This is a genomic window from Mycobacterium sp. NGS15 (assembly GCF_059813245.1).
The window spans coordinates 424,823-449,287 of sequence record NZ_JCALEF010000004.1; the positions used below are offsets into that span (position 1 = coordinate 424,823).

The following is a 24,465-nucleotide window of genomic DNA, read 5'->3' on the forward strand; positions in this document are numbered from 1 at the left end:
CCTATCGATCCTGTCGTGGCGCGCCGTGGCTTATTCTCATCGAGTGATCTGGACGCTGAAATGACACACGTTCTAGTTTCCGCTGGGCAGCGACTGCTGGTCGCCGTCCTGGTGACCGGCGCGATCGTCACACTGATGAGCTCACCCACGGCCCGCTCGAGCCTCGCGGACAACATTCGCCTGGCGAAGAACGGCGACACCCACATCACCCAGTACGGGCTCGTGACCACCATCGATTGCGGCGACTCCACGGTCTTTGTGAACGGATCGCAGAACGTCATCACCGCTCTCGGCAGCTGCTATGCGATCTCAGTACAGGGCTCGTCCAACACGATCATCGCCGACAACGTCGTCAACGACATCACGGTGTACGGCTTTAACCAGAAGGTGCTCTATAAGTCCGGCGAGCCGGCGGTCATCGATCGCGGCCGCGAGTTGGGCATGATGAATTTCATCGACCGCGTTCCCGGCTGATCCCCTCCCGCCACCCCAAATCTCGGGATAATCGACACCATGCCCCGCAACCGTGTCGCCCCCGCGACAGTCCTTGCCCTCGCCGTCACCACCGTCGGACTTGCGGGATGCGGCGTCATCAAGCCCGGTTCGAGCAACCCAACACCCGGCACCTGGACTCCCCCGTCGACGTCGGCCCCACCCAGCTCCTCCACGCCGACCTCCGCCAAGGTCGACGTCGGGGACGAGACCGTGATCGGATACTTCGGCCAGACCACGACCGCCGCGTGCCAAGAGGGCAAGCGCCTGAACATCACGGGCGCCAACAACACACTCACCGTCACCGGTGCCTGCGAGAAGGTCACCGTGTCGGGCTTCTCGAACACCATTGCCTTCGATGAGCTGAAGACCGAGGTGACGGTCACCGGCTATGGCAACAAGCTCACTTACAAGGCAGGCGAGCCCAAAGTCAACAACTACGGCAGCAACAACACGATCGCGAAGGCTTCCTAACCGTTCCCAAGAGCCCTTTTAGAGCACCGTCTGCACGATGTGTTCGACCAGCTGACGGGCCGCGGCGCAGCTGTCACCGCCCTTGCGGTACTGAACCCACCAGGTCAAGGAACCCGTCCCCGCCGGAACGGTCACCCCACATCCCGAGCCGCCGGGTCCGGTGCTGGTGAATCCCTTGCGGCCGTTGATCGTAATGTCAGCGGTCTTCTGACCCATCCCGTCTGCTGACTTGCGATCGCGGTCGACATCACCACCCTCGTAGTACGCGTACAGGAGATCGATGAGGTTTCCCGCATCATCGGCAGCGACCCAATAGCACAGCGCCCCAAAGAAATTCTGGTAGATCTGAGCGGCCTTGACGGTCTCGACAATCGTCTTCTCATCGAGCGGACCACACTGGCCGTTGGCGAAGCCGTACGGGTCCAGCTTGTCGTTCTCGCCCCGCTCGCTGGAGTGCAGCGTCTCGCCCGGAACGACAGCAGCGCCATCGACGGTGCGCGCACACCCGGTCGTTCCTACGAGAAGTAGCGCCGCAGCGGCAAGCGCACCGACAATCCTTTTCATTGCTTGCCTACCTTGCCGAGCAGCGAGTCCATCAGGGTCTCGACGGCCTTGCACGGGTCGTTCTTGACGTTCCCCGATTGCAGGGACCAATGCAGGAAGTCCGGCCCCGATCCCGCGGACAGCTCACACAGCCCGACATTGCTGACGCGATAACCGGGATAGGACTTGGTGGTGACCGTCTCGACCGTATGCCCGAGGTTTCGCGCGACTGATGCCTCTTTCTGCGCCGAGCTGCCCCGGTACCAGTACAGCGACAGCGATGTGTCTCCACTTCCCGGGCCGGTGGACCACCGGCAGCCCAGCAGGCTGTCCACATCACGCTTGAGCGCAGGATTGCCCACCGCCGCAGTGACTTCCGCGTCAGTCATGCCGCCGCAGTCGCCGAGTTTGAAACCCTTGCCGGGCCCGTTGTTCACCTCGGGCACCGTGGTCACCTGCACGTCGGGCGATCCGCTACCGTCGTCGTCACCACCGGAAGAGGACCGGGGCGAGCATCCGGCCAGCACCACGGCGACAACCACCAGGGCCGATACCGGAACAATCCGCACACTCACGGTGTCCACAGTACGTCCGCATCCCGCAGGTCTCCCCTATGTCCCGAGTGTGTCGGCACCACCGAAGCCGGTGTATCAGACACCGGCGCCGTGGCGACCCGCACCCGCGGCGAACCGGCCCGCACCCTCCAGCGCTTCGGCCGCAACCCGCTCGATGCTGCCAAATTCGTTGTCCAACGCCGCTTCCTCGGCCATCCCCCACTGCGCGATGGCTGAATCGCGGTCTGCCCGCACGCATTGTTGCGGGAATGCGGCGATCTCCGCGGCAAGAGTCTCCGCTGCCGCACGAGCCTGCCCGCGAGGAACCACCCGATTCGCGAGCCCGATATCCAGCGCCTCACGCGCCGCGACGGGACGTCCGGTGAGGACGAGGTCCATGGCGCGCGAGTGCCCGATCAACCGTGGCAACCTGATCGTCCCGCCGTCGATGAGCGGCACACCCCAGCGCCGGCAGAACACACCCAGTACCGCGTCCTCCTCGACCACCCGAAGATCGCACCACAACGCGAGCTCGATACCCCCCGCCACCGCATGCCCCGATATCGCCGCGATCACCGGTTTCGACAGCCGCAGCCGCGATGGGCCCATCGGGCCGGGGCCATGCGGGTGTAGTTCATTTCCCCGGCCAGATCCCATAGCCTTGAGATCCGCTCCCGCACAGAATGTTCCGTTGTCGCCCCACAGCACCGCTACGGACGCCTCGGGGTCCGCCTCGAATTCGGTGAAGGCTGCAAGCAGCGCCGCGGCGGTCGGGCCGTCGACGGCGTTCCGGGCATGAGGCCGGTTGAGAATGACCGTCGTCACCGGACCTGTCTTCTCGACACGAACAGGGTTCTCACTCTTCGGCTCGATCACAAGGAGGCCTCCTCCATCTCAGCGTTGTCGCGCAGTTTCACCAATTCATCCTTGAATTCCCGGTAGCGGGAACGTATTTCGTCGGCAGGCCAATCCTTGGGCAATAACTCGTCCGGCAGCACGGGGTCGGCCAGCAGATGCCGCACCATCGCGGCGGCCAACACAAATCGCGCCGGAATCGCCTCGGCCTGATCCCACCACTGCAGCAGGGCCGTCGCATACAGAGACCACCCCGGCAGGTCCCACAGCTGGGCGGCCAGGGCCTCGGGATCCCCGGTTCGGGTACGCAGGACCCAGACATGGTCGGCGACCGACGGCGGCAGGTCGAACTCCAGATTGTCCGGACGCAGCCACACGCCCTCACGCAGTTCCCCGAAACGCCTTTGCCGCAATGCAGTTCGCAGATCATTGCGGTCGCGCGCGTCGCGACCCACGCTCGTGATCACCAGCTGCGCCCAATTGCCGTCCCAGGAACGTCGATGTGGATCACAGGCCTCGTCCTGTCGAAGCTGACGGGCCTGCAGACGCTGGGCAAGCCGGTATCCCGATTCGGTTCTGGCAAGATCTCCCGCGGAGACCATCCGGGTGAGCGCCACCCGTACCGTGGTGTCGCTGATTCCGAACAACGTAGTCAGGGCCCGAATTTCCCGCACCGACAGCTCGGCGGGGTGTGCGCCCAGTAGCAGGCTCAGGATGACCGAGCGAGCGGTCATCGGGTGATGATCGACCGGGTTGTCCATCGATGAGCCGCTTGCGCGAAGAGAGTCAGCCATCGCTACAGATCGGTGGGCCTGCGACCGTAATCGCCGTAGGGCTCATCGCGATGCCGGACCGCCTGCCGGTAGCCGTTCTGAATGGCATCGGCCGTGAACTTGTGGGCCTCCGCAGTATGTCGGGAGATACCGTCGAAGACGGTTCCCACCATGGCGCTGTTGGCGATTCCTTGATTGATGAGCACCGAGTTGCACGCGAGCTTGACCATCATCAACTGGTTCAGCGGCATCGCCGCGATGCGCGCCACCAGCCGCTCGGTGCGCTCGTCCAGGTCATCGGGCTCCGGCGCCTCGACCGCTAGTCCCCACTCGTAGGCTTGTTTACCCGAGAGGCAATCTCCCGTCAGCAGAAGACGTTTCGCGCGCTGATCGCCAAGCTTGTGCGCCCACAGCCCGGTGGCCGGCACACCCCACACCCGAGTTGGCGGGTATCCGATCTTGGCATCAGCAGCAACGATCAACTGGTCGGCATGCAGGGCGATGTCGGTGCCACCGGCCACGCAATACCCATGCGCCTTCACCACGGTTGGCTTGTTGGCATGCAGCAACGACGAGAAGCCACGGGTGAACCGGCTCATCATCTGATAGTCGAGCATGGGGTCCCAGTTGATGTTCGGCAGGTGGTTGCGCAGTTGTACCTGTCCGTCCAGTGCCGTACCCGAATACTGCGCCGAGCCTTCGTCGTTCGCCTCGGCGTAGGCACTGAGGTCGAAGCCTCCGCAGAATCCATCGCCCCGGCCCGATACCAGGATGACGTGAACCTGCGGATCCAGGTCGGCACGCTCCACGAGGGCTGCGAGCTCCAGCGGAGTCTCCGCGATGATGGCGTTGCCTTGCTCAGGCCGGTTGAAGGTGATGCGCGCGATGCGATCGGTGACCTCATAGGTCATCGTCTTCAAGGTGTCCATAGCCGTTAGCTACCCGACTTGACGGTCGCCCGCTCCAGAATCGGCGACAGGTCCAGTCCCGTGGGTAGCGTGCCGAATGCGCCACCCCAATCTCCGGCCAATCGAGTGGCCAGGAATGCCTGTGCGACCGCGGGATGCCCGTGACGGACCAGCAGCGCTCCTTGCAAGGCGAGGCAGATGTCCTCGGCGACCTTGCGGGCACGGTAGGTGACCGAGTCCAGATCACTGAGCTGCGAATGCAATCCGTTGACATGGCGGTCCAGACGCTCGTCCTGCCCCTGGGCAAGAGCAAGCTCCTTGAACAGCACCTCGACACACTCGGGCTTGGTGGCCATGGCGCGCAGCGTGTCCAAGGCGCTGACGTTCCCCGACCCCTCCCAGATCCCCATCAGGGGCGCCTCACGGTAGAGACGTGGCAGACCCGAATCCTCGACGTACCCGTTGCCACCCAGACACTCCATGGCTTCGCCCGCATGCGGAGTGGCACGCTTGCACACCCAATACTTGCTGGCGGCCAGCCCGATACGACGCAGCAAGGATTCGGTTTCGTCTCCACGAGTGGCACGATCCGTGGCACCCGCCATCCGCATCGCCACCATGGTGGCGGCCTCCGCCTCGATCGCGAGGTCCGCGAGCACATTGCGCATGAGCGGCTGATCGATGAGGTAATCGCCGAAGGCCTTGCGGTGCTGAGCATGATGCATGGCCAGCGCCACGCCCGTCCGCATGCTGGTGGCCGATCCGAGCGTGCAGTCCAGCCGCGTCATGTTCACCATCTCGATGATGGTCTTGACGCCCTTTCCCTCCTCGCCGACCAGCCATGCCGTGGCCTCGTCGTACTCGACCTCCGAGGACGCGTTGGAATGGTTACCGAGCTTGTCCTTCAAACGCTGCAGCCGCATCCGGTTACGGGTGCCGTCCGGCAGTACGCGCGGCAAGAAGAAGCACGACAGGCCGCCAGGCGTTTGCGCGAGTACCAGAAACACATCGCACATCGGCGCCGAGGTGAACCACTTGTGCCCCACCAACGTGTAGCTGCCATCTGCGTTCGGCGTGGCGGTGGTGGTGCCCGCGCGCACATCCGAGCCGCCCTGCTTCTCCGTCATCGACATACCCGCCGTCAGCCCCGCCTTGGTGGCCGGCACCGCAAGCACCGGGTCATACACACGGCTGGACAGCAGTGGCTCGTAAATCGCGGCCAGCTCGGGGTTGGCACGCAGTGCCGGTATCACCGCGTAGGTCATCGAAATGGGACACATGTGGCCGGGATCGGCGGTCCACACGCCGGTCTTCGCGGCGCGGACGACATGGGCGCCCGGGCGCTCATCGGCCCACGGCGCACCATGCAGCCCGTGAGCAACAGCCTCGCGCATGAGCCCGTGATAGGCCGGGTCGAACTCGATTTCGTCAACGCGATGCCCCCAGCGGTCGTGGGTGTGCAGCACGGGACGGTGCCGGTTCGCCAGCTCCCCGGCGCGTTGCATGCGCTCGGTGCCGTTGAGCGCGCCGACCTCGACAACCTCGTCGACGCCCCACTGGCCGCCTTCGCGGACGAGGGCTTCCATCAGCACCGGACTGGTCGCGGCATTGTAGTCGTGCAGCGGAGGGACCTGATTGGTGACGACATGCGTATCGGCCATACATTCAGTGTTACATTTACGCGACAACCGCACAAGATCTGTTCACATGGCCTTCGGTAAGCCGCACCTGCGCTACAAAGAGAGCGTGGAGAAGGTCGTCTTCGTGCTGCGCCAACCGTCCGATGCCGCCACAGACGAGTGGTCCGCGCAGCTGCGCACGGCCGTCGTCGACAAGATCCGGGCAGCAGGTGTGCACGGTCTGACCGTGTGCGTGCATGACGCCGCAGTGCGTACCGCCAGGCTGCGCCTGATGACCCTGGACCCGCCATTGGCCGCCACAGTCAGCGTGTGGGTTCAGCAGTCGCATGGCCCCGCGATACGGGAGATCGAGACGATTCTCGCCGCCGTCTCGGACCATGTGCACGGATATCTCGTCACGGAGTCGGTGCCGCTGCCCCCTCCCGAGTCCGAACCCGGCACACGGTCAACGGGTTTCACTAACATCGCGCTGCTGCGCAGGCCCGCCGACATGCCCTTCGTGGCGTGGCGACAGCAGTGGCAGGGCGTGCACACCCAGAACGCGCTCGACCTGCAATCGAGCATCGGCTACGAGCAGAACCTGGTGGTCCGCGCCGTTACCGATGACGCTCCCGCCATCTCGGCCGTCGTCCTCGAACAGTTTCCCGCCTCGGCCCTCACCGACCCGTTGGCCTGGTACGGCGCCCTGGATCAACAGCAGCTGGGCCAACGCGCGATGGCCATGTTGGAGAGCGTGAAAGCCTTTGGTGCTCATACCAATATCGACACCGTCGCCACCAGTAGATACGACGTGAGTAGTCCATTTGGGTGACAATCCTCGTCATTCCGACGGTTGCCCGGCGTTGACATACAACCAAATGGTTGTACATTGGAGTGCGTGACCGCCACGGATGAGGACAGGGCCGACGCCATGTTCCATGCCCTCTCCGACCGCACCCGGCGCGACATCCTGCGGCGAGTGCTGGCCGGTGAGCACTCGGTCTCAATGCTTGCGGCGAACTACGACATGAGTTTCGCCGCAGTGCAAAAGCACGTCGTCGTGCTGGAAAGGGCCGGACTGCTGACAAAACGGCGTAACGGTCGCGAGCAGCTGGCCAGCGGCGATGTGGACGCGGTTCGCTCGGTGGGCGCCATGCTCACCGAACTGGAGCAGTTCTGGCGCGGCAGGATCGCCCGCATCGATGAACTCATTGCATTCGACACACCGACGCTCAAACCACCACGGAAGGACTGAATCATGCCTGTTACCGACGTAACTCATGACATCGACACCCGAACCATCACCATCAACGCCGAATTCGAGGCACCGATCGGGCGGATCTGGCAGATCTATGCAGACCCTCGCCAGCTCGAAAAGATCTGGGGACCACCAACTTACCCGGCGACGTTCGTGGACCACGAGCTCAAGCCGGGTGGGCGGACGAGCTACTACATGACCGGGCCCGAAGGCGAGCGCTTCGGCGGTTGGTGGGAGATCACGGCAGTCGACGAGCCAAACAGCTTCGCATTCAAGGACGGGTTCTCCGACGAGAATCTGAACCCGGTCGACGACATGCCAGTTGCAGAAAATGTCTACAGCTTCGCCGAGAAGGACGGCCGCACCCTGGCAAGCTACGTCAGCACGTTCGAGACCGCCGAGGGGCTGCAGAAGGTGCTGGACATGGGCGTTATCGAAGGGGCTTCGTCGGCGATCAACCAGATCGACGACCTCGTCCGCTCATGAGCGATCGGCGCCCGTACCACTGCTGCCGGTGCGGGCGTCCTTTACGCTCACCCCATGGTGGAATATCGCAACCCCGGCGCCATCACCTTCGAAGCGACAATTGAGAAACCAGAGGGCCCCGGCGCATTCGTTGAGTTCCCGTTCTCCGTGATCGACACCTTCGGAGTCAAGGCCCGCGTGCCGGTGCGGGCCGTGTTCGACGGCTCGGTCACGTACACGGGATCCCTGGCGCCGTACGGCGGCAAGCACCTCCTCGGGGTGCGCAAGGACATTCAGGAACAGTTGGGCAAGGGGCCCGGGGACCGAGTGACCGTGGAGGTCAAGCTCGATACCGACCGCGCCTAGGCGTCTTGCCTTTCGTGCCGCGCAGGTTCGCCGTGGTGCACAAAGTAACCAAGCACCACAATCGCGAACCACACCAGGCCCACGAAGATCGCGGTACGGCCGTCCTCGGTGAAGAACAGAAGCACCACTACGAGAGCCAGGAAGGCCAGCGCCAACAGATTCGTCACCGGCGCGCCGGGTAGCTTGTAATCCGAGGCAGGCAACTCCCCGGCAGCGACCCGCTTCCGGTAGATCATGTGGGACACCAAGATTGAACCCCACACGAAAATGATGCCGATAGTGGACACCGACGTGATGTAGGCGAATGCCTTGTCCGGCGACAGCCAGTTGACGAACACACCGATCCCCATGGCGAGTGCCGAGAAGCAGATGGCCAACATCGGGACGTGACGTGAGCTCAACGACTGCAGACCGACGGGGGCATCGCCGCGCTGCGCCAGGCTGCGCACCATCCGGCCGGTCGAATAGATGCCCGAATTGCAGGAGGAAAGTGCGGCAGTCAGCAAGATGAAGTTCACGATGTTCGCCGCCTGCGGAATGTTGAGGTACTCGAACACCGCGACGAAGGGACTCTCGCCCTTGTGGTAATTCCGCCAACCCTGAATCGACAGAATGACAATCAGCGCGCCCACGTAGAACAACCCGATGCGGAACGGCAACGTGTTAATCGCCTTGCGCAGCGTAACTTTCGGGTTCTCGGCCTCCCCCGCGGTGACACCGACGAGCTCAACGCCGACATAGGCGAACACCACGATCTGCAGGCTCAGTAGGGCCTGGCTGAATCCGGTCGGAAAGAAACCGCCGTCGTTCCAGAGATTGGCGACGGTGGGGCCCGATTCCGGGCCGAGGCCCGCAATAGGAAGTAGTACACCGACACCGATGATGATCATGCCGACGATCGCCGTCACCTTGATCATCGAGAACCAGAACTCGGCCTCCCCGAAGAGCTTCACCGATATCAGGTTGGCCCCGAACAAGATGAGAAGGACCGCCAAAGCAGTGACCCACTGCGGGACTCCGGGCCACCACCGTTGGATGTATACGCCGGCGACGGTAATCTCTGCCATACATGTTGTGGCCCACACCGCCCAGTACGTCCAGCCGTTGGCGAATCCGGCGAAGCGTCCCATGAATTCCTCGGCGTACTCGGAGATGCTGCCCGAGACTGGCCGATAGACCAGTAGTTCACCGAGTGCGCGCATGATCACGAATATGGCCAGACCCGCGACCAGGTAGGCCAAGATGAGCGCCGGACCTGCCTTCTCGATCGCACCACCGGCGCCATAGAAGAGGCCGGTGCCAATGGCACCTCCGATCGCGATCATCTGCACCGTGCGGGCAGAGAGCCCACGTGAATATCCGGCGTCGGGCGTCTCGGACTCGGAATTGGCAACGGTCATCGGAACATCATTGCGTGAGCAGACGCTTATTGCACGGGAAACCCGGACACACCGTCCACAACGCGCGTGGAATTGCGTGGCCTAGCTAGGTATTTATGCGCTGAACCGACTTCTCTTACGCACATAGGCTTCTGGCATGCTCAACCAACAGTTCATCGGACGCGTGGCATTGCCGATATTCACCGCGGTGTTTCCGTTCATGATCATTGCCGGACAACTCGGTCTGGACATTTGTCGCTGGTGGATCGTCTACGGCACCGCAACCATTGTGGCTGCCCTGATGGGCATCACCACGTTCGGCATGTGCAATTCGAACGGCCCAGGCCTCGCGATCAGTCGGTCCTGGGTGCTCTTTTGGACAAGCCTGGCCGCACTCACCGCGGCGCAGGGCTTCTTCTACGCGCAATTCCGTCATCATTGCCCGGTAGTCGGGCCGATCATCGCGATCGACGCGTTCCTTGAATGGCTCATCGCACCCGTGGTTCTCGTCGTCGTGGCCGGGAGCGCATTCCGGCGTGCGTGGACCGCCGCGCGGCGAAATTGAAGGGCCCCCGGGGTGTAACCCGGGGGCCCTTCTCGTGCTTACGACTTAGCGGTAGTCGCTGTATCCGTAGTCGTCCAACGGCACCGCAGCACCGGTGTTGGAACCGAAGTCGGGGCTGTAGTAGGCATCCTCGTACGACGGGATCGTGTACGCGGCGGCCCGGGCCTCTTCGGTCGGTTGCACCGAGATGTTGCGGTAGCGGTTGATACCTGTACCAGCCGGGATCAACTTACCGATGATGACGTTCTCCTTCAGACCATTCAGTCTGTCGCTGCGGCAGTTGATGGCCGCATCGGTCAGGACGCGAGTGGTCTCCTGGAAGGACGCCGCCGACAGCCACGAGTCGGTGGCCAGCGATGCCTTGGTGATACCCATCAGCACCGGACGGCCGGCCGCAGGCTCGTTGCCCTCGGCCACGACGCGACGGTTCGCGGTCTCGAACTCGCCACGCTCGGTGAGCGAGCCGGGCAGGAATTCCGTTGCGCCCGAATCGATGATCGTCACGCGACGCAGCATCTGGCGCACGATGACCTCGATGTGCTTGTCGTGGATCGACACACCCTGGCTGCGGTACACCTCCTGGACCTCGTTGACCAGGTGCACCTGCACCTGACGCGGGCCCATCACGCGGAGCACCTCGTGCGGATCGGCCGCGCCCTCCATGAGCTGCTGCCCGACCTCGACGTGGTCGCCGTCGGCCAGCGGACGCTCGGAGCCGTCCTCGTGCTTGAAGACGCGCAGGCGCTGACGCTTGGAGAGCTTGTCGTAGACAACTTCCTCGCCACCGTCATCCGGGATGACGGTGATCTTGTAGAAGCGCTCGCCCTCTTCCAGGCGCACCCGGCCCGTGACATCGGCAATGGGCGCCTTGCCCTTGGGAACTCGCGCCTCGAACAGCTCGGTGACACGCGGCAGACCACCGGTGATGTCGTCACCGACGCCACCCTGGTGGAAGGTACGCATGGTCAGCTGGGTACCGGGCTCACCGATCGACTGTGCGGCCACGATGCCCGCCGCCTCACCGATGTCGACGAGCTTGCCGGTCGCCATCGAGCGGCCGTAGCACATCGCGCAGACCCCGGTACCGGTGGTGCAGGTGAGCACCGACCGCACCTTGACCGTGGTGACACCCGCGGCGAGAAGCTTCTCGATCGCCGGATCGCCCAGATCGTGTCCACGCTCCACCAGCACGTTGCCATCGGCATCCACCGCGTCAGCGGCGAGAGTCCGTGCGTAGGCAGAGGTTTCGATGTGCGCATCGCGGATCATCGTGCCGTCGTCCAGCTTCTCGGCGATGGTCACGTTGATGCCACGCTCGGTACCGCAGTCGTGCTCGCGGACAATGACGTCCTGCGAGACGTCCACCAGACGACGGGTCAGGTAACCCGAGTCCGCGGTGCGAAGCGCGGTATCCGCCAGGCCCTTACGGGCGCCGTGCGTGTTGATGAAGTACTCGAGAACGGTCAGACCCTCACGGAACGAGGACTTGATCGGCCGCGGGATGTACTCACCCTTCGGGTTTGTCACCAGCCCCTTCATGCCCGCCAGGTTTCGCACCTGGGTCATGTTGCCGGTCGCGCCGGACTTGGGCAGCAAGGTGATCGGGTTGTCGTCCGGGTAGTGCTCCTCCAGCGCCTTACCGACCTCGTCGGTGGCTTCCTGCCAGATCTTGACCAGTGCGTCGCGACGCTCCTGGTGGTTCAAAGCACCACGCTGGTACTGCTTTTCGATCCGCTCCGCTTCCTTCTCGTAGCGGTCCAGGATCTCCGCCTTCTGCGGCGGCACCAGCACGTCGGCCATCGAGACCGTAACACCCGAGCGCGTGGCCCAGTGGAAACCGGCATCCTTGAGCTTGTCGACGGTCTGAGCGACCACGATCATCGGGAACCGCTCGGCGAGGTCGTTGATAATCGCCGACTGCACCTTCTTGTGCATCTGCTTGTTCACGAACGGGTACCCGTGGGGCAGCAGCTCGTTGAACAGCACGCGACCCAGGGTGGTCTCGGCAACCCAGGCATCGCCTGGCCGCCAACCGTTTTCGAACAACGCGGCCTCGACCTCGGCCGGCGGACGCTGCTGGGTCAGCCGCACCCGGATCGGCGCACGGACGCTCAGCGCACCACGGTCGAGGGCCATGATGGCCTCGGCGGGCGAGCTGTACACACCGGTCTCCGGTTGGTCCTTGGCGGCCGGGGTGTGCGCACCGGTATCGCCGGGGATCTCGGTTGTCAGGAAGTACAGACCGGTCACCATGTCCAGACGCGGCATGGCCAGCGGGCGGCCCGACGCGGGCGACAGGATGTTGTTCGAGGACAGCATCAGGATGCGCGCCTCGGCCTGCGCCTCCGCGGACAGCGGCAGGTGCACGGCCATCTGGTCACCGTCGAAGTCGGCGTTGAACGCCTCACACACCAGCGGGTGCAGCTGAATTGCCTTGCCTTCCACCAGCTGCGGCTCGAAGGCCTGGATACCCAGGCGGTGCAGTGTTGGTGCACGGTTCAGCAGCACCGGGTGCTCGGCGATGACCTCTTCGAGGACATCCCACACCTGGGCGCGCTGACGCTCCACCATGCGCTTGGCGCTCTTGATGTTCTGCGCGTGGTTCAGGTCGACCAGGCGCTTCATCACGAACGGCTTGAACAGCTCGAGCGCCATCAGCTTGGGCAGACCACACTGGTGCAGCTTGAGCTGCGGGCCGACCACGATGACCGAACGGCCCGAGTAGTCGACGCGCTTACCGAGCAGGTTCTGGCGGAACCGGCCCTGCTTGCCCTTGAGCAGATCCGACAGCGACTTCAGCGGACGGTTACCCGGTCCGGTGACCGGACGTCCACGACGACCGTTGTCGAACAGTGCGTCCACAGACTCCTGCAGCATCCGCTTCTCGTTGTTGACGATGATCTCGGGCGCACCCAGATCGATCAGTCGCTTGAGGCGGTTGTTGCGGTTGATGACGCGGCGGTACAGATCGTTCAGATCGGAGGTCGCGAAGCGGCCGCCGTCGAGCTGAACCATCGGGCGCAGCTCCGGTGGGATCACCGGCACCGCGTCGAGCACCATGCCACCGGGGTTGTTGGTGGAGTTCTGGAACGCTGCCACCACCTTCAGGCGCTTGAGCGCCCGAAGCTTCTTCTGCCCCTTGCCACTCCGGATGGTCTCGCGCAGGTTCTCGGCCTCGGCATCGAGATCGAAGTTCTGGATGAGCTTCTGCACGGCCTCGGCACCCATAGCACCGGTGAAGTACTCGCCGTAGCGGTCCACAAGCTCGCGGTAGAGCAGCTCGTCGACGATCAGCTGCTGGACGGAGAGCTTGGTGAAGGTGGTCCAGATCTCGTCGAGCCGGTCCAGCTCACGCTGGGACCGATCGCGCAACTGACGCATCTCGCGCTCGCCACCGTCGCGCACCTTACGGCGTACGTCGGACTTGGCACCCTCAGCCTCGAGCTCGGCCAGGTCGGCTTCGAGCTTCTGGGCGCGGGCCTCCAGGTCGGCATCACGCTGATCTGCGACGGCCTTCTTCTCGACCTCCATCTCGGCCTCGAGTGTCGAGAGCTCGTTATGGCGCAGCTCGTCGTCGACCGCGGTGATGACGTAGGCGGCGAAGTAGATGATCTTTTCCAGATCCTTCGGCGCCAGGTCGAGCAGGTATCCGAGACGCGACGGAACACCCTTGAAGTACCAGATGTGCGTGACCGGTGCGGCCAGTTCGATGTGGCCCATCCGCTCACGGCGCACCTTGGCGCGAGTTACCTCGACGCCGCAGCGCTCACAGATGATGCCCTTGAAGCGCACGCGCTTGTACTTGCCGCAGTAGCACTCCCAGTCGCGAGTAGGTCCGAAGATCTTCTCGCAGAACAGGCCGTCCTTCTCGGGCTTGAGCGTGCGGTAGTTGATGGTCTCTGGCTTCTTGACTTCGCCAAAGGACCAATTACGGATGTCATCCGCCGACGCGAGGCCGATACGGAGTTCATCGAAGAAGTTGACGTCGAGCACGTAAACTCCTTTCCCCTTGCGGGATAGTTCGATCAGAAGGACAGCGACATCACAGTCACGCAAAGTCTTCGATAGACGCAGATTCATTGCGGGACAGGTTGATTCCCAGGTTCGCGGCAGCGCGCTCCAGGTCCTCGTCATCGCCGTCGCGCATTTCGATGGTGGTGCCCTCCTTGGACAGCACCTCCACGTTCAGGCACAGCGACTGGAGTTCCTTGAGCAGGACCTTGAACGACTCCGGGATCCCCGGCTCGGGGATGTTCTCGCCCTTGACGATCGCCTCGTAGACCTTCACACGACCGACAGTGTCATCGGACTTGATGGTCAACAGCTCCTGCAGCGTGTATGCCGCACCGTAGGCCTGCATGGCCCAGCACTCCATCTCACCGAATCGCTGACCACCGAACTGCGCCTTACCACCAAGCGGCTGCTGGGTGATCATCGAGTACGGGCCGGTCGAACGGGCGTGAATCTTGTCGTCGACCAAGTGGTGCAGCTTCAGGATGTACATGTAGCCGACGGTCACCGGGTACGGGAATGGCTCGCCGCTACGGCCATCGAACAACCGCGCCTTGCCATCACCGTCCACCATGACCTCGCCGTCCCGGTTGGGCAGCGTCGAGGACAGCAGTCCGGTCAGCTCCTCCTCGCGGGCACCGTCGAACACCGGGGTGGCCGTGCGGGTGTCGGCCGGAGCCGACTGCAGGTCCTCGGGGAGGTTCTGCGCCCACGCCGGAATCTCAGCGCTGCCATCCTTCCGGATATCCCAGCCGGTCTTGGCCACCCACCCCAGGTGAGTTTCCAGGATCTGGCCGATGTTCATACGACGCGGTACACCGTGCGTGTTCAGGATGACGTCGACCGGAGTGCCATCGGGCAGGAACGGCATGTCCTCGACGGGCAGGATCTTGCCGATGACGCCCTTGTTGCCATGGCGTCCGGCAAGCTTGTCACCGTCGGAGATCTTGCGCTTCTGCGCGACGTAGACGCGAACGAGCTCGTTCACGCCGGCAGGCAGATCGTCGTCGTCATCACGCGAGAAGACGCGGATACCGATGACCTTCCCGGACTCACCGTGCGGCACCTTCAGGGAGGTGTCGCGAACCTCGCGGGCCTTCTCGCCGAAGATGGCACGCAGCAGGCGCTCCTCGGGGGTCAGCTCGGTCTCGCCCTTCGGGGTGACCTTGCCGACGAGGATGTCGCCGTCGCGGACCTCGGCGCCGATGCGGACGATGCCGCGTTCATCCAGATCCGCGAGGACTTCGTCCGACACGTTCGGGATATCCCGGGTGATCTCCTCGGCGCCCAGCTTGGTGTCACGCGCATCGATTTCGTGCTCTTCGATGTGAATCGAGGTGAGCACATCCTCTTCCACCAGGCGGTTGGACAGGATGATGGCGTCCTCGTAGTTGTGGCCTTCCCACGGCATGATCGCCACGAGCAGGTTCTTACCGAGGGCCATTTCACCGTTTTCGGTGCAGGGACCGTCCGCGACGACCTGACCGACCTCGACCCGCTGACCTTCGTCCACAATCGGGCGCTGGTTGGCGCAGGTGCCGTGGTTCGATCGCGCGAACTTGCGCAATCGGTAGCTCTGCCGGGTGCCGTCGTCTGCCATCACGGTGACGTAGTCGGCGGACACCTCTTCGATGACACCGGCCTTCTCCGCGATAACAACGTCACCGGCGTCGATGGCAGCACGCAGCTCCATACCGGTACCGACCAGCGGGGCCTCGCTACGCACCAGCGGGACCGCCTGGCGCTGCATGTTGGCACCCATCAGGGCACGGTTGGCGTCGTCATGCTCGAGGAACGGGATCATGGCTGTCGCCACCGACACCATCTGGCGCGGCGAGACGTCCATGTAGTCGACGTTGGTCGACGGCACAAACTCGACCTCGCCACCCTTACGGCGCACCAGGACGCGCTCCTCGGTGAAGCGACCCTTGTCGTCGGTCGGCGAATTGGCCTGCGCCACGACGTGGCGGTCCTCTTCGTCGGCGGTCAGGTAGCGGATCTCATCGGTAACAACGCCTTCAGTCACCCTTCGATACGGCGTCTCGATGAAGCCGAACGGGTTAACCCGCGCGTACACCGACAGAGAGCCGATCAGGCCGATGTTCGGGCCTTCCGGGGTCTCGATCGGGCACATGCGGCCGTAGTGCGAGGGGTGCACGTCGCGGACCTCAAGGCCGGCGCGGTCGCGAGTCAGACCACCCGGGCCCAGCGCCGACAGACGACGCTTGTGGGTCAGACCCGACAGCGGGTTGTTCTGATCCATGAACTGCGACAGCTGGCTGGTTCCGAAGAACTCCTTGATCGCCGCCACGACGGGACGGATGTTGATCAGGGTCTGCGGGGTGATCGCCTCGACGTCCTGAGTGGTCATGCGCTCACGCACGACGCGCTCCATGCGGGACAGGCCGACCCGGATCTGGTTCTGGATCAGCTCGCCGACGGTGCGCAGACGACGGTTACCGAAGTGGTCGATGTCATCGACGTCCACCGGCACCTCGACACCGCCGGGGGCGGTCATCGAGGTCTGGCCCTCGTGCAGGCGCACCAGGTACTCGATGGTGGCGACGACATCTTCCTCGGTGAGGGTGGTCGTGGTCACCTGAGCCGGGTTGACGCCTCCCAGGCCCAGTTTCTTGTTCACCTTGTACCGGCCCACGCGGGCCAGGTCGTAGCGCTTCTCCTTGAAGAACAGGTTCTCCAGCAGAGCCTGCGCGGACTCCTTGGTCGGCGGCTCGCCCGGGCGCAGCTTGCGGTAGATGTCCAGCAGCGCCTCATCGGGACCGGCGATGTTGTCCTTCTCCAGGGTCCCCATCATGATCTCGGAGAATCCGAAACGCTCAACGATCTGCTCGTTGGTCCAGCCGAGTGCCTTCAGCAGCACGGTGACCGGCTGGCGGCGCTTGCGATCGATGCGGACACCCACGGTGTCGCGCTTGTCGACATCGAACTCGAGCCACGCACCGCGGCCGGGGATGACCTTGACGCTGTGCAGGGTCTTCTCGGTCGACTTGTCGATGTTCTCGTCGAAGTAGACGCCGGGCGAACGGACGAGCTGCGACACGACGACGCGCTCGGTGCCGTTGATGATGAAGGTGCCCATGTCGGTCATCATCGGGAAATCACCCATGAAGACCGTCTGGCTCTTAATCTCGCCGGTGTTGTTGTTGATGAACTCGGCCGTGACGAACAGCGGGGCTGCGTACGTCATGTCCTTGTCTTTGCACTCGTCGACGGGTGCCTTGACCTCGTCGAAGCGCGGGTCGCTGAATGACAGCGACATCGAGCCGGAGAAGTCCTCGATCGGCGAGAGCTCCGTGAGGATCTCCTCAAGGCCGCCGGTCGGGTTCACCTCACCGCGAGCAGTCGCAACCTCACGCCACCGGGGTGAGCCAACCAGCCATTCAAAGGAATCCGTCTGCACATCAAGCAGGCCGGGAACCGCAAGCGGCTCCCGCAGCTTGGCAAAGGAAAGTCGGCTAGGCGCCCCAGGTACGGAGTTAGTAGTTGCGTTATCGGTCTTAGTCTGGCGAGAGACTGCCAAGATCGGTCCTCCAGTGTTGCCGCGCATCTGCGTTGTTTTGCGCAAGCAACGACCAAACACACACCCGATCGATCACAACATGAACCGACACCGTCGTGGCGAGGGAAGGTGGGCAGGAGGCAGCCAGCGCAACGTCTAACAATAGCGTACTATCGCGCAGCCTTCAACTGCCCGGTCAATTCTGCGGATCAGTGCTGGCTGGCGGCCTCACTGCATTCGCAAACGTCCGTGCTGCCAAACAGAGTGACTCGTCGCACGCCGCCCGTCAAGAGATAGCGCCAGTATTTTCGGCGTTTCTTTTTTGCCCTTTCGATACAGAGACTGCCGCCTTAGCCGAGCTTGACCGGATCCTCGATCACGGCATCGAAGGTGCCGCCGGAAAACGGCGGCCACAGGCACTCGTCACATGCGCTCAACCCTGACGGGCACACCGTTGAGGCGTGCCATCCCGGCCAGTGCCTCTAGGTCTCCCGGCGCGCTGGACATCAGCAGATTGACGTTGGCGCCGGGGTTCGCGTTGGCGGTCTTCCATCCGGCTCGACGACGGTGCCCCCAGCCATGCGGGACGGCGATGACGCCTGGAAGGATGTCCTTACTCACCTGAGCGGGCACCTCGATCTCGCCATGCGCCGAGGTGATCCTCACCAGGTCGTCGGTTGCGATGCCGAGTCGATCCGCGTCACATGCGTGGATCACGGCACGCTGCAGCCGGCCGCCGCGCATGAGCAGCGGGACGTTATGCATCCAGGAGTTCTCGGAACGAGCCTCCCGCATCCCGATCAGGCGCAGCGGGAACCGCGGATCGTGTTCACGTTCGCCCAGCGAGATGACTTCGGTCTCGATATCCTTGTGCTGCAGGCGAACCCGCCCATCAAGATATGAGACCGAGTGCGCTAGCGGCACCTCCGGCAAATGCTCGGAGAGCACCTTGCCGTGTGGATAGTCTCGGGTGAGCCGATCAAACGTCAGGCCACGACGACGAATCCGAAAGCGATCACCGCCCTCGGACATCCTGATCAGCGCGTCCACGAAGAGCCGGGGCTGAAGACGCGAGCCAAACACCGCCAGTGTCCTGCGCATGCCCTCGAGGAGCCGCAGGCCGGGGGTGAGATTCCACAGCCTGCTGGTGAGCTCGTCGATGATCTGCCACTCCTGGCGCGCCTGACCTGCGGGGGCGGTCACCGCCTCGGTGACCTGCCGGAAGGGTGTGGGCCGCAGCATCGCGAAGGGGATCATAAAATCGTCGCGCTCGTACATGGTTGTTGCCGGCAACACGTAGTCGCAGTGCGCCAGTGTCTCGTTGATGTAGAGGTCGATGCCCACCATCAGATCCAACTGCTTGAACGCCCTCTCCAGCTCATCGCCGTTGGGTACCGAGAGCACCGGGTTTCCCGCGCCGACGAACAGGGCCCGGATCTGGCCCTGTCCCGGAGTGGTGATTTCCTTGGCCATGATCCCGGCGGGCTCCGATCCCAATACCGAGGGGAACCCGCCGACCCGCGAGCGGCGGCGCCGGTACACCGAACCCAGCAGCGCACCCACCGCCTTCATGGCGAACCGCTCACCCGGCATGCCGAACGATCCGAACATGGAACCACCCGGATGGGCCAGATTGCCCGCGGCCAAATTCACTACATCGAGTAAATACGTTGTGAGCGTTCCATTTTGACCGAGACAGGTGCCCACCCTGCCATACACCACGGCACGGTCGGCAGCGACGAGATCGCGCGCCAACTGGCAGACCGTGCTCGGATCGATTCCCGTGTGCTCCTGCGTCGACTCCGGGGTGAACGGCTCGACCAGCTGTTCGAGCCAGCCGATGCCGCTGACCTGTCTGGTGAGCAGCGCCCGGTCGACCAGGTTCTCATCGAACATCACCCGAAGCAGCGACAACAGCAGGAACGCATCACCGTCGGGCGCGATGCCGAGCCACTCGAAATCCGCCGCGGTTTCGGTCCGGCGGGGATCGATCACCAGCACCCGTCCCCCGCGCTTGACCACGGCCTTCATGTGCTCACGTATCCGCGGGATAGTGACCCCGGAGCCGTGGGATACGACCGGGTTGGCCCCGATCACCACCAAGAAGTCGGTGCGTGGAATGTCCGGTATCGGCATCGTCACGGAGTTCCCGTACAGCAGCTGACTGGCGACGAAACGACTGTTGATGTCCTGCGAGCCCGCCGTGAACAGATGCAGCCGGGGGCCGAATCCCGCGGACAGCATCAACAACCACAGCACATGCGAATAGCTGAACGCCCCGGGGTTGCCGAAATACCAGCCCAAGGCGCCGGAGCCGTGTGCCCGATGGATCTCGCGAACCCGCTCGGCAATATCGGCCATCGCGGTGTCCCAGTCGACTGGTTCGAACTCCCCGGAAGGCGTGCGCCGCATGGGCGTGATCAGTCGGTCGGGATCGTTGTGCACATCAGCGAACGCGATGCCTTTCTGGCACGCGAACCCCGACGATGCCGGGTTTTCCTTATCGGGACGCAGCGAGAGCAGCTTGCCGTCCTCGACCGTGGCGACCATGCCGCACAGCGGCTCACAGATACGACAGAATGTCGCCTTCGTTTCGACTGTCATAGTCGGCACCGCTTTCACACGTCACACAGGGCTGACCCCTATTTGATAACGCGTGTTTGCAAATATCAACCCCGGATTCACCGAGGCCCGCTACTACCCCCGCACGGGCGGGATCTGGCCCGTGGGAGCGTCGTCGTCGACCGTGTTGATGGTCTGCGTGGGCTGCTCGGTCTGCGGCGGCGCCAACGTGGTGGTCGCCGCGGTACCGGGCTCGTCCGCGAAGGTGTGCACGGGGAACTGGTGAGTGCCGGCGAGGCTGTCCTGGATAGCGGCCTGCGCGTTGGGCGGAAGCGAGTGCATGAGCTCACGCACCCGTGCCTGACGGCGACCAACGGCCGCCCGCTCCGGCATGCCCGGGGTGGCCTGGATCTGCGGCGGCACACCCTCGATCTCCTCGACGCCACCGTCGTGGTGGCCGGCATCGACGAGCGCCTGCTCCTCGGCCATGGTGGCCTCGTCCTTTTCCTCGGACATCCCGATCGGCCCGATACGGCGACCGTTGAGGAACTGCCTGATCACCGGCTCGTCACTGGTCAGCAGCACCTCACGGGGGCCGAACATGACGAGCTGGCGGCGGTACAGCATGCCCATGTTGTCCGGGACGGTACGGGCGATGTTGATGTTGTGCGTCACGATCAGGATCGTGGCGTCGATCTGGGCGTTGATGTCGATGAGCAGCTGGCTCAGGTAGGCGGTACGCACTGGGTCCAGACCGGAGTCCGGCTCGTCACAGAGAATGATCTGCGGGTCCAGCACCAGCGAGCGGGCCAGACCGGCACGCTTGCGCATACCGCCGGAGATCTCGCCGGGAAACTTGGTTTCGTGGCCGGTAAGACCCACGACGTCAAGCTTCTGCATGACGATGTCGCGGATCTCGGATTCCTTCTTCTTGGTGTGCTCACGCAAGGGGAAGGCGGTGTTGTCGTACAGGTTCATCGAGCCGAACAGCGCACCGTCCTGGAACATCACGCCGAACAGCTTGCGGATCTCATACAGCTCCTTGGAGGAGCACTCCATGATGTTGGTGCCGTCGACGTAGATGGCACCCTGCTCCGGACGCAACAGTCCGATCAGCGACTTCAGGAAGACGGACTTACCGGTACCGGACGGCCCCAGCAGCACGCTGACTTCGCCCGGCGGCAGAGACAGGGTGACATTCTCCCAGATTCGTTGTGAACCAAAGGACTTGGTCAAACCCTCAACGGAGACTTCTGCACCCACCAGGCGATCCTTCCGCGACACGCACACTTCACCACCAACCCGGCCAGGCTGTGGTTCGGATCACTTTAGCGCATGCCCAGGAGCTGCATCGCGTTTGTGTGCAGACCCGTCCGTCAACTGGCTAACTGTGATAACCAGCCACTACGCGTTTAGTACACGCCGTCGCCGGTCTCGCGCGAGTTCGCCCTTCAACGCGTCGACGACTGCGTGTCGGAGGGCTCCGTGTCAGCAGCACCGTGCCGTCGGCGCTCCACGATGAGCAGTGCCCCGGCCAGCAGCGCGATGAGTACGACGATCAACCCGACAACATCGGCGAAGACACTCGGATGCGTGAGGCCATATCCGGTCAGCAGATCCACCTCTGCGCGCTGCCGAACGAACTCACCGAGGACCACACCCAGCGCAGAAGCGGTCACCGCCAGGCCCCCCACCACCGTCAGCTGTACCGGCGAGACTCCGTGGAACACCGCGTAAAAAAGGTAGACGGCCAGCGTCGCGATACCGGCTCCGGACAGCAGCAAACCCAGTATCAATCCGCCCTCCGTCGTCGCCGCCCGCAGTTCGATGACCGTTGCCACCACTCCGGCGATCAGCAACACCGTGCCCAACACCGCGACGAGCGTGCGCTTGCCCGCGTCGATGAGATACCCGGCGACCGGGGCCAAGACCAGTCCGGAGACAAAGAGGGCAAACGCGGGGGTGTCGGACGGTGCCTGCTCACGATCGATCGACCACCACATCGCCGCATGGTCGAAGTCGGCGAACCGCACCAGGAACGTGAGCACGGTAATCGCCAGCAGTGCCGCCAGCACGACCGGACGGGTCAGAACGTCCGCGGCGATCAATGCCGCAGAACCCCGGCGCCGCGTCTGCGCGAAGAGCGCACCGAAGGACACCAGGGCGACGATCCCGAGGATCACCGCGCGTACCGGCGAAGATTCGTCGATCAGGAGCCAGGCCAGCGCCGACACCCCAACCAGCCACAGCAGGGCGCCAACGAGGTCGAAGGTGTCGAACGTGCCGACGAACTCGCGGTGCGGCTGGGTGAGAACCACCACCAGCACCACTACGGTTGCCGCAAGGATCCCGTAGGTGATGGGGCGCCAGTTCTGCGGCGAATTGATGTCCAGAACCTGACCCGCCAACATCGCCACCGGGTACATTGCCACCCAGAATCCCAAGGACAGACCGCGGCCTTGCCGTGGCGTCGAATGCAGGACGATCAGCATCGAGGCCACCATGGTCAGCCCGGCGCCCAGTGCCGAAACCAGCATCACCCAGGCAAGTAACGTCGCCGATCCCGGTATCAACGACCCGGCCGTCGACAGGCCCAGGATCACCAGGCCGGCCGCCAGGAAGGACGTCGGCCGAATGTGATTTCCCAACCGGGCGAACACAAGCAATGTCACCACTGCCACCACGTCGCCCGCGACGGTCGCCCACTCGACCGTGCCGAGTGCGTCATCACCCCGGTCCACTCCCCACACCGCCGCCAGACCGTGGTCCAGCATGGTCACCCTCGCCACCAGTAGCGCGGCGCAAGCGATAAAGACGTGCCGTACGGCCAGATTCATGTCACCTTCATTCTCTCGTCTTGATCACTCTATGAGCCCCATCCACATTCGTCCTGCGATAGCCGTTATCGCAGGAGCTACCTAGGGACTGGCCGAGTCGGTTTTGCGCCTGCCGCGCGCCCATCGGACGGCCCGAAAGGTCACCCACCCCAGTGCGGCCATGAGCACCAGCACCACGACAAACGCAAGAAGCGGCACCGCCAAGGCCAGAATTGTCAGGACCAGCGAGGTGCCGTCCTCGGCGGTCGAGACCACCGGATTCCCCAGGCCGGCAGTGGTGCCCGTCACAAAGGGGCGTGCGACCGTCCGGCTGGCGTGCACACTGCCGGCAGTGATGGCCCCCAGGATCGCGGCGACTGCCGGCGGCAGATTCGATGAAAGGCTCGTTTCAGCCGTGAACAGAATCGCTCCCGACGCCGGTGCGATAAATGTGCCGACCGCATGCAGTACCGAGTCCAGGGCCGGAATCTTGTCGCCGATGAGGTCGAGCACGAAGATGACCGCAAGGACGATCAGGGCCGGAGCAGAGGACAGCCAGCCGTACGACGGGCCGAGCTCGATCCACCCGAATCGGTCGGCGGCGCCCACCGCGAGCAGCGGCAGCCAGGCATTCAGTCCGGCGGCACCCGAGAGGCCGAATGCCCCGAGGACAGCGCTGATGGCCGAGGTGATCTCCATGTCACGAGTGTGACGCGGTCACACGATTTCAGCGGCGATTTCGCGACGGCGTCACGCGCGTGTGTCCAGCTCGACGACAAGTGGTGTTCCGCCCTCGAACCAGGCGCGATGCAGTTCGACAATCTTGCGTCGAGATGGCAACCCCTTGCGGTGGAACATGTTTTCGACGTAGTCGAAGGGATATACAACGCCGCAGAACCGCTCGCGGGCCGCGTCGTACACCGAGTCGCCGGGCGCGATCGGCCGGGCGGCCCCCGAGTACGTTCCGTCGGTGAGCCGAAGGCTCACCTGTGGGTTGGCCTGAATGTTCTTGACCCACAGGGTGTGCCGACCGGTGATCGCCGCCAGATATGCCCTGTCCCCGTCGCGCACAGCCTTGACGTACGTGACGCGCGGACTCCCGGATCTTCTTCCGATGGTGGTCAGTACGCCGACACCGCGAGGCACCCGGATGGCGAACCATGGCCGATGTATCGCGTGCAGTGCTCCGGCGAACCGACGGCGCTCCGCCAGCGGCGCCGCCGTCGTGTCCAGCCCCGGCCGCCGCTCGAAGACGTACCGTCCGTCCGTGTAGCGCAACGACTCCGGCAGAGGGGCGTCCATGGT

21 protein-coding genes are annotated in these 24,465 nt (G+C 63.9%); 7 read left to right on the plus strand and 14 right to left on the minus strand.

All coding sequences use genetic code 11. The features are described from left to right. Nucleotides 1–93 precede the first annotated feature (93 nt). Both AC5Y5C_RS13185 and AC5Y5C_RS13190 read left to right on the plus strand, forming a co-directional pair. Nucleotides 94–474: a DUF3060 domain-containing protein gene (locus AC5Y5C_RS13185; protein ID WP_499973202.1), complete on the plus strand. Its 381-nt coding sequence runs from the start codon at nt 94–96 to the stop codon at nt 472–474. A gap of 39 nt (nt 475–513) precedes the next feature. Next, nucleotides 514–966: a DUF3060 domain-containing protein gene (locus tag AC5Y5C_RS13190; RefSeq protein WP_499972692.1), complete on the plus strand. Its 453-nt coding sequence runs from the start codon at nt 514–516 to the stop codon at nt 964–966. 18 nt (nt 967–984) lie between these two features. Here the strand turns inward: AC5Y5C_RS13190 and AC5Y5C_RS13195 are convergent, their stop codons facing one another. The 6 genes from AC5Y5C_RS13195 to AC5Y5C_RS13220 all read right to left on the minus strand — a co-directional run bounded on the left by AC5Y5C_RS13195 (nt 985) and on the right by AC5Y5C_RS13220 (nt 6,260). Beyond that, nucleotides 985–1,530, minus strand: coding sequence for a DUF3558 domain-containing protein (locus AC5Y5C_RS13195; RefSeq protein WP_499972694.1), 546 nt, complete (start codon nt 1,528–1,530; stop codon nt 985–987). Beyond that, on the minus strand, nt 1,527–2,093 hold the full coding sequence (locus AC5Y5C_RS13200; protein ID WP_499972697.1) for a DUF3558 family protein: 567 nt from the start codon (nt 2,091–2,093) through the stop codon (nt 1,527–1,529). The genes AC5Y5C_RS13195 and AC5Y5C_RS13200 overlap by 4 nt, the downstream gene beginning before the upstream one ends. Before the next feature lie 66 nt (nt 2,094–2,159). Beyond that, on the minus strand, nt 2,160–2,936 hold the full coding sequence (locus tag AC5Y5C_RS13205; protein WP_499973204.1) for a crotonase/enoyl-CoA hydratase family protein: 777 nt from the start codon (nt 2,934–2,936) through the stop codon (nt 2,160–2,162). Continuing rightward, the gene (locus AC5Y5C_RS13210; RefSeq protein ID WP_499973207.1) at nt 2,936–3,679 is read right to left on the minus strand and encodes a PaaX family transcriptional regulator C-terminal domain-containing protein; all 744 of its coding nucleotides are present in this window, start codon (nt 3,677–3,679) and stop codon (nt 2,936–2,938) included. The genes AC5Y5C_RS13205 and AC5Y5C_RS13210 overlap by 1 nt, the downstream gene beginning before the upstream one ends. A 35-nt stretch (nt 3,680–3,714) precedes the next feature. Next, complete coding sequence (locus AC5Y5C_RS13215) at nt 3,715–4,620, minus strand: crotonase/enoyl-CoA hydratase family protein (protein WP_499972700.1); 906 nt, start codon at nt 4,618–4,620, stop codon at nt 3,715–3,717. Nucleotides 4,621–4,625: 5 nt separating this feature from the next. Continuing rightward, nucleotides 4,626–6,260, minus strand: coding sequence for an acyl-CoA dehydrogenase family protein (locus AC5Y5C_RS13220; protein WP_499972702.1), 1,635 nt, complete (start codon nt 6,258–6,260; stop codon nt 4,626–4,628). An 85-nt stretch (nt 6,261–6,345) separates the two neighbouring features. Here AC5Y5C_RS13220 and AC5Y5C_RS13225 point away from each other — a divergent pair, with 85 nt between their 5' ends. From AC5Y5C_RS13225 to AC5Y5C_RS13240, 4 genes are all read left to right on the plus strand, one after another. Then, complete coding sequence (locus AC5Y5C_RS13225; protein ID WP_499973209.1) at nt 6,346–7,050, plus strand: hypothetical protein; 705 nt, start codon at nt 6,346–6,348, stop codon at nt 7,048–7,050. 66 nt (nt 7,051–7,116) lie between these two features. Next, a complete protein-coding gene (locus AC5Y5C_RS13230) occupies nt 7,117–7,473 on the plus strand; it encodes an ArsR/SmtB family transcription factor (RefSeq protein ID WP_499972704.1) in 357 nt (118 codons plus the stop codon). Between the two features lie 3 nt (nt 7,474–7,476). Continuing rightward, nucleotides 7,477–7,962 (plus strand): SRPBCC family protein, encoded by a 486-nt coding sequence (locus tag AC5Y5C_RS13235; protein ID WP_499972705.1) that lies wholly within the window; start codon nt 7,477–7,479, stop codon nt 7,960–7,962. A gap of 54 nt (nt 7,963–8,016) precedes the next feature. After that, nucleotides 8,017–8,307, plus strand: coding sequence for a DUF1905 domain-containing protein (locus tag AC5Y5C_RS13240; RefSeq protein WP_499972707.1), 291 nt, complete (start codon nt 8,017–8,019; stop codon nt 8,305–8,307). Here AC5Y5C_RS13240 and AC5Y5C_RS13245 read toward each other — a convergent pair. Next, on the minus strand, nt 8,304–9,707 hold the full coding sequence (locus AC5Y5C_RS13245; protein ID WP_499972709.1) for an amino acid permease: 1,404 nt from the start codon (nt 9,705–9,707) through the stop codon (nt 8,304–8,306). The two genes, AC5Y5C_RS13240 and AC5Y5C_RS13245, sit on opposite strands and share 4 nt — an antisense overlap. 136 nt (nt 9,708–9,843) lie before the next feature. Here AC5Y5C_RS13245 and AC5Y5C_RS13250 point away from each other — a divergent pair, with 136 nt between their 5' ends. After that, nucleotides 9,844–10,251: a hypothetical protein gene (locus AC5Y5C_RS13250; RefSeq protein ID WP_499972711.1), complete on the plus strand. Its 408-nt coding sequence runs from the start codon at nt 9,844–9,846 to the stop codon at nt 10,249–10,251. Between the two features lie 45 nt (nt 10,252–10,296). Here AC5Y5C_RS13250 and AC5Y5C_RS13255 read toward each other — a convergent pair whose 3' ends face one another. The 7 genes from AC5Y5C_RS13255 to AC5Y5C_RS13285 all read right to left on the minus strand — a co-directional run bounded on the left by AC5Y5C_RS13255 (nt 10,297) and on the right by AC5Y5C_RS13285 (nt 24,462). After that, nucleotides 10,297–14,244 (minus strand): DNA-directed RNA polymerase subunit beta', encoded by a 3,948-nt coding sequence (locus AC5Y5C_RS13255; protein ID WP_499972713.1) that lies wholly within the window; start codon nt 14,242–14,244, stop codon nt 10,297–10,299. A 55-nt stretch (nt 14,245–14,299) separates the two neighbouring features. Continuing rightward, complete coding sequence (gene rpoB / locus AC5Y5C_RS13260; protein WP_499972715.1) at nt 14,300–17,803, minus strand: DNA-directed RNA polymerase subunit beta; 3,504 nt, start codon at nt 17,801–17,803, stop codon at nt 14,300–14,302. A 402-nt stretch (nt 17,804–18,205) separates the two neighbouring features. Then, nucleotides 18,206–20,386 carry a molybdopterin-containing oxidoreductase family protein gene (locus AC5Y5C_RS13265; RefSeq protein ID WP_499972719.1) on the minus strand — a complete coding sequence of 727 codons (2,181 nt, stop codon included), beginning with the start codon at nt 20,384–20,386 and terminating at the stop codon, nt 18,206–18,208. Nucleotides 20,387–20,479: 93 nt separating this feature from the next. Continuing rightward, complete coding sequence (locus AC5Y5C_RS13270) at nt 20,480–21,607, minus strand: ABC transporter ATP-binding protein (RefSeq protein ID WP_499972721.1); 1,128 nt, start codon at nt 21,605–21,607, stop codon at nt 20,480–20,482. Nucleotides 21,608–21,795: 188 nt separating this feature from the next. Further along, a complete protein-coding gene (locus tag AC5Y5C_RS13275) occupies nt 21,796–23,181 on the minus strand; it encodes an MFS transporter (protein ID WP_499972724.1) in 1,386 nt (461 codons plus the stop codon). 81 nt (nt 23,182–23,262) lie between these two features. Further along, nucleotides 23,263–23,859 carry a DUF4126 domain-containing protein gene (locus AC5Y5C_RS13280; RefSeq protein WP_499972726.1) on the minus strand — a complete coding sequence of 199 codons (597 nt, stop codon included), beginning with the start codon at nt 23,857–23,859 and terminating at the stop codon, nt 23,263–23,265. A gap of 51 nt (nt 23,860–23,910) precedes the next feature. Continuing rightward, nucleotides 23,911–24,462 carry a nitroreductase family deazaflavin-dependent oxidoreductase gene (locus AC5Y5C_RS13285; RefSeq protein ID WP_499972731.1) on the minus strand — a complete coding sequence of 184 codons (552 nt, stop codon included), beginning with the start codon at nt 24,460–24,462 and terminating at the stop codon, nt 23,911–23,913. Between the last annotated feature and the right edge of the window lie 3 nt (nt 24,463–24,465).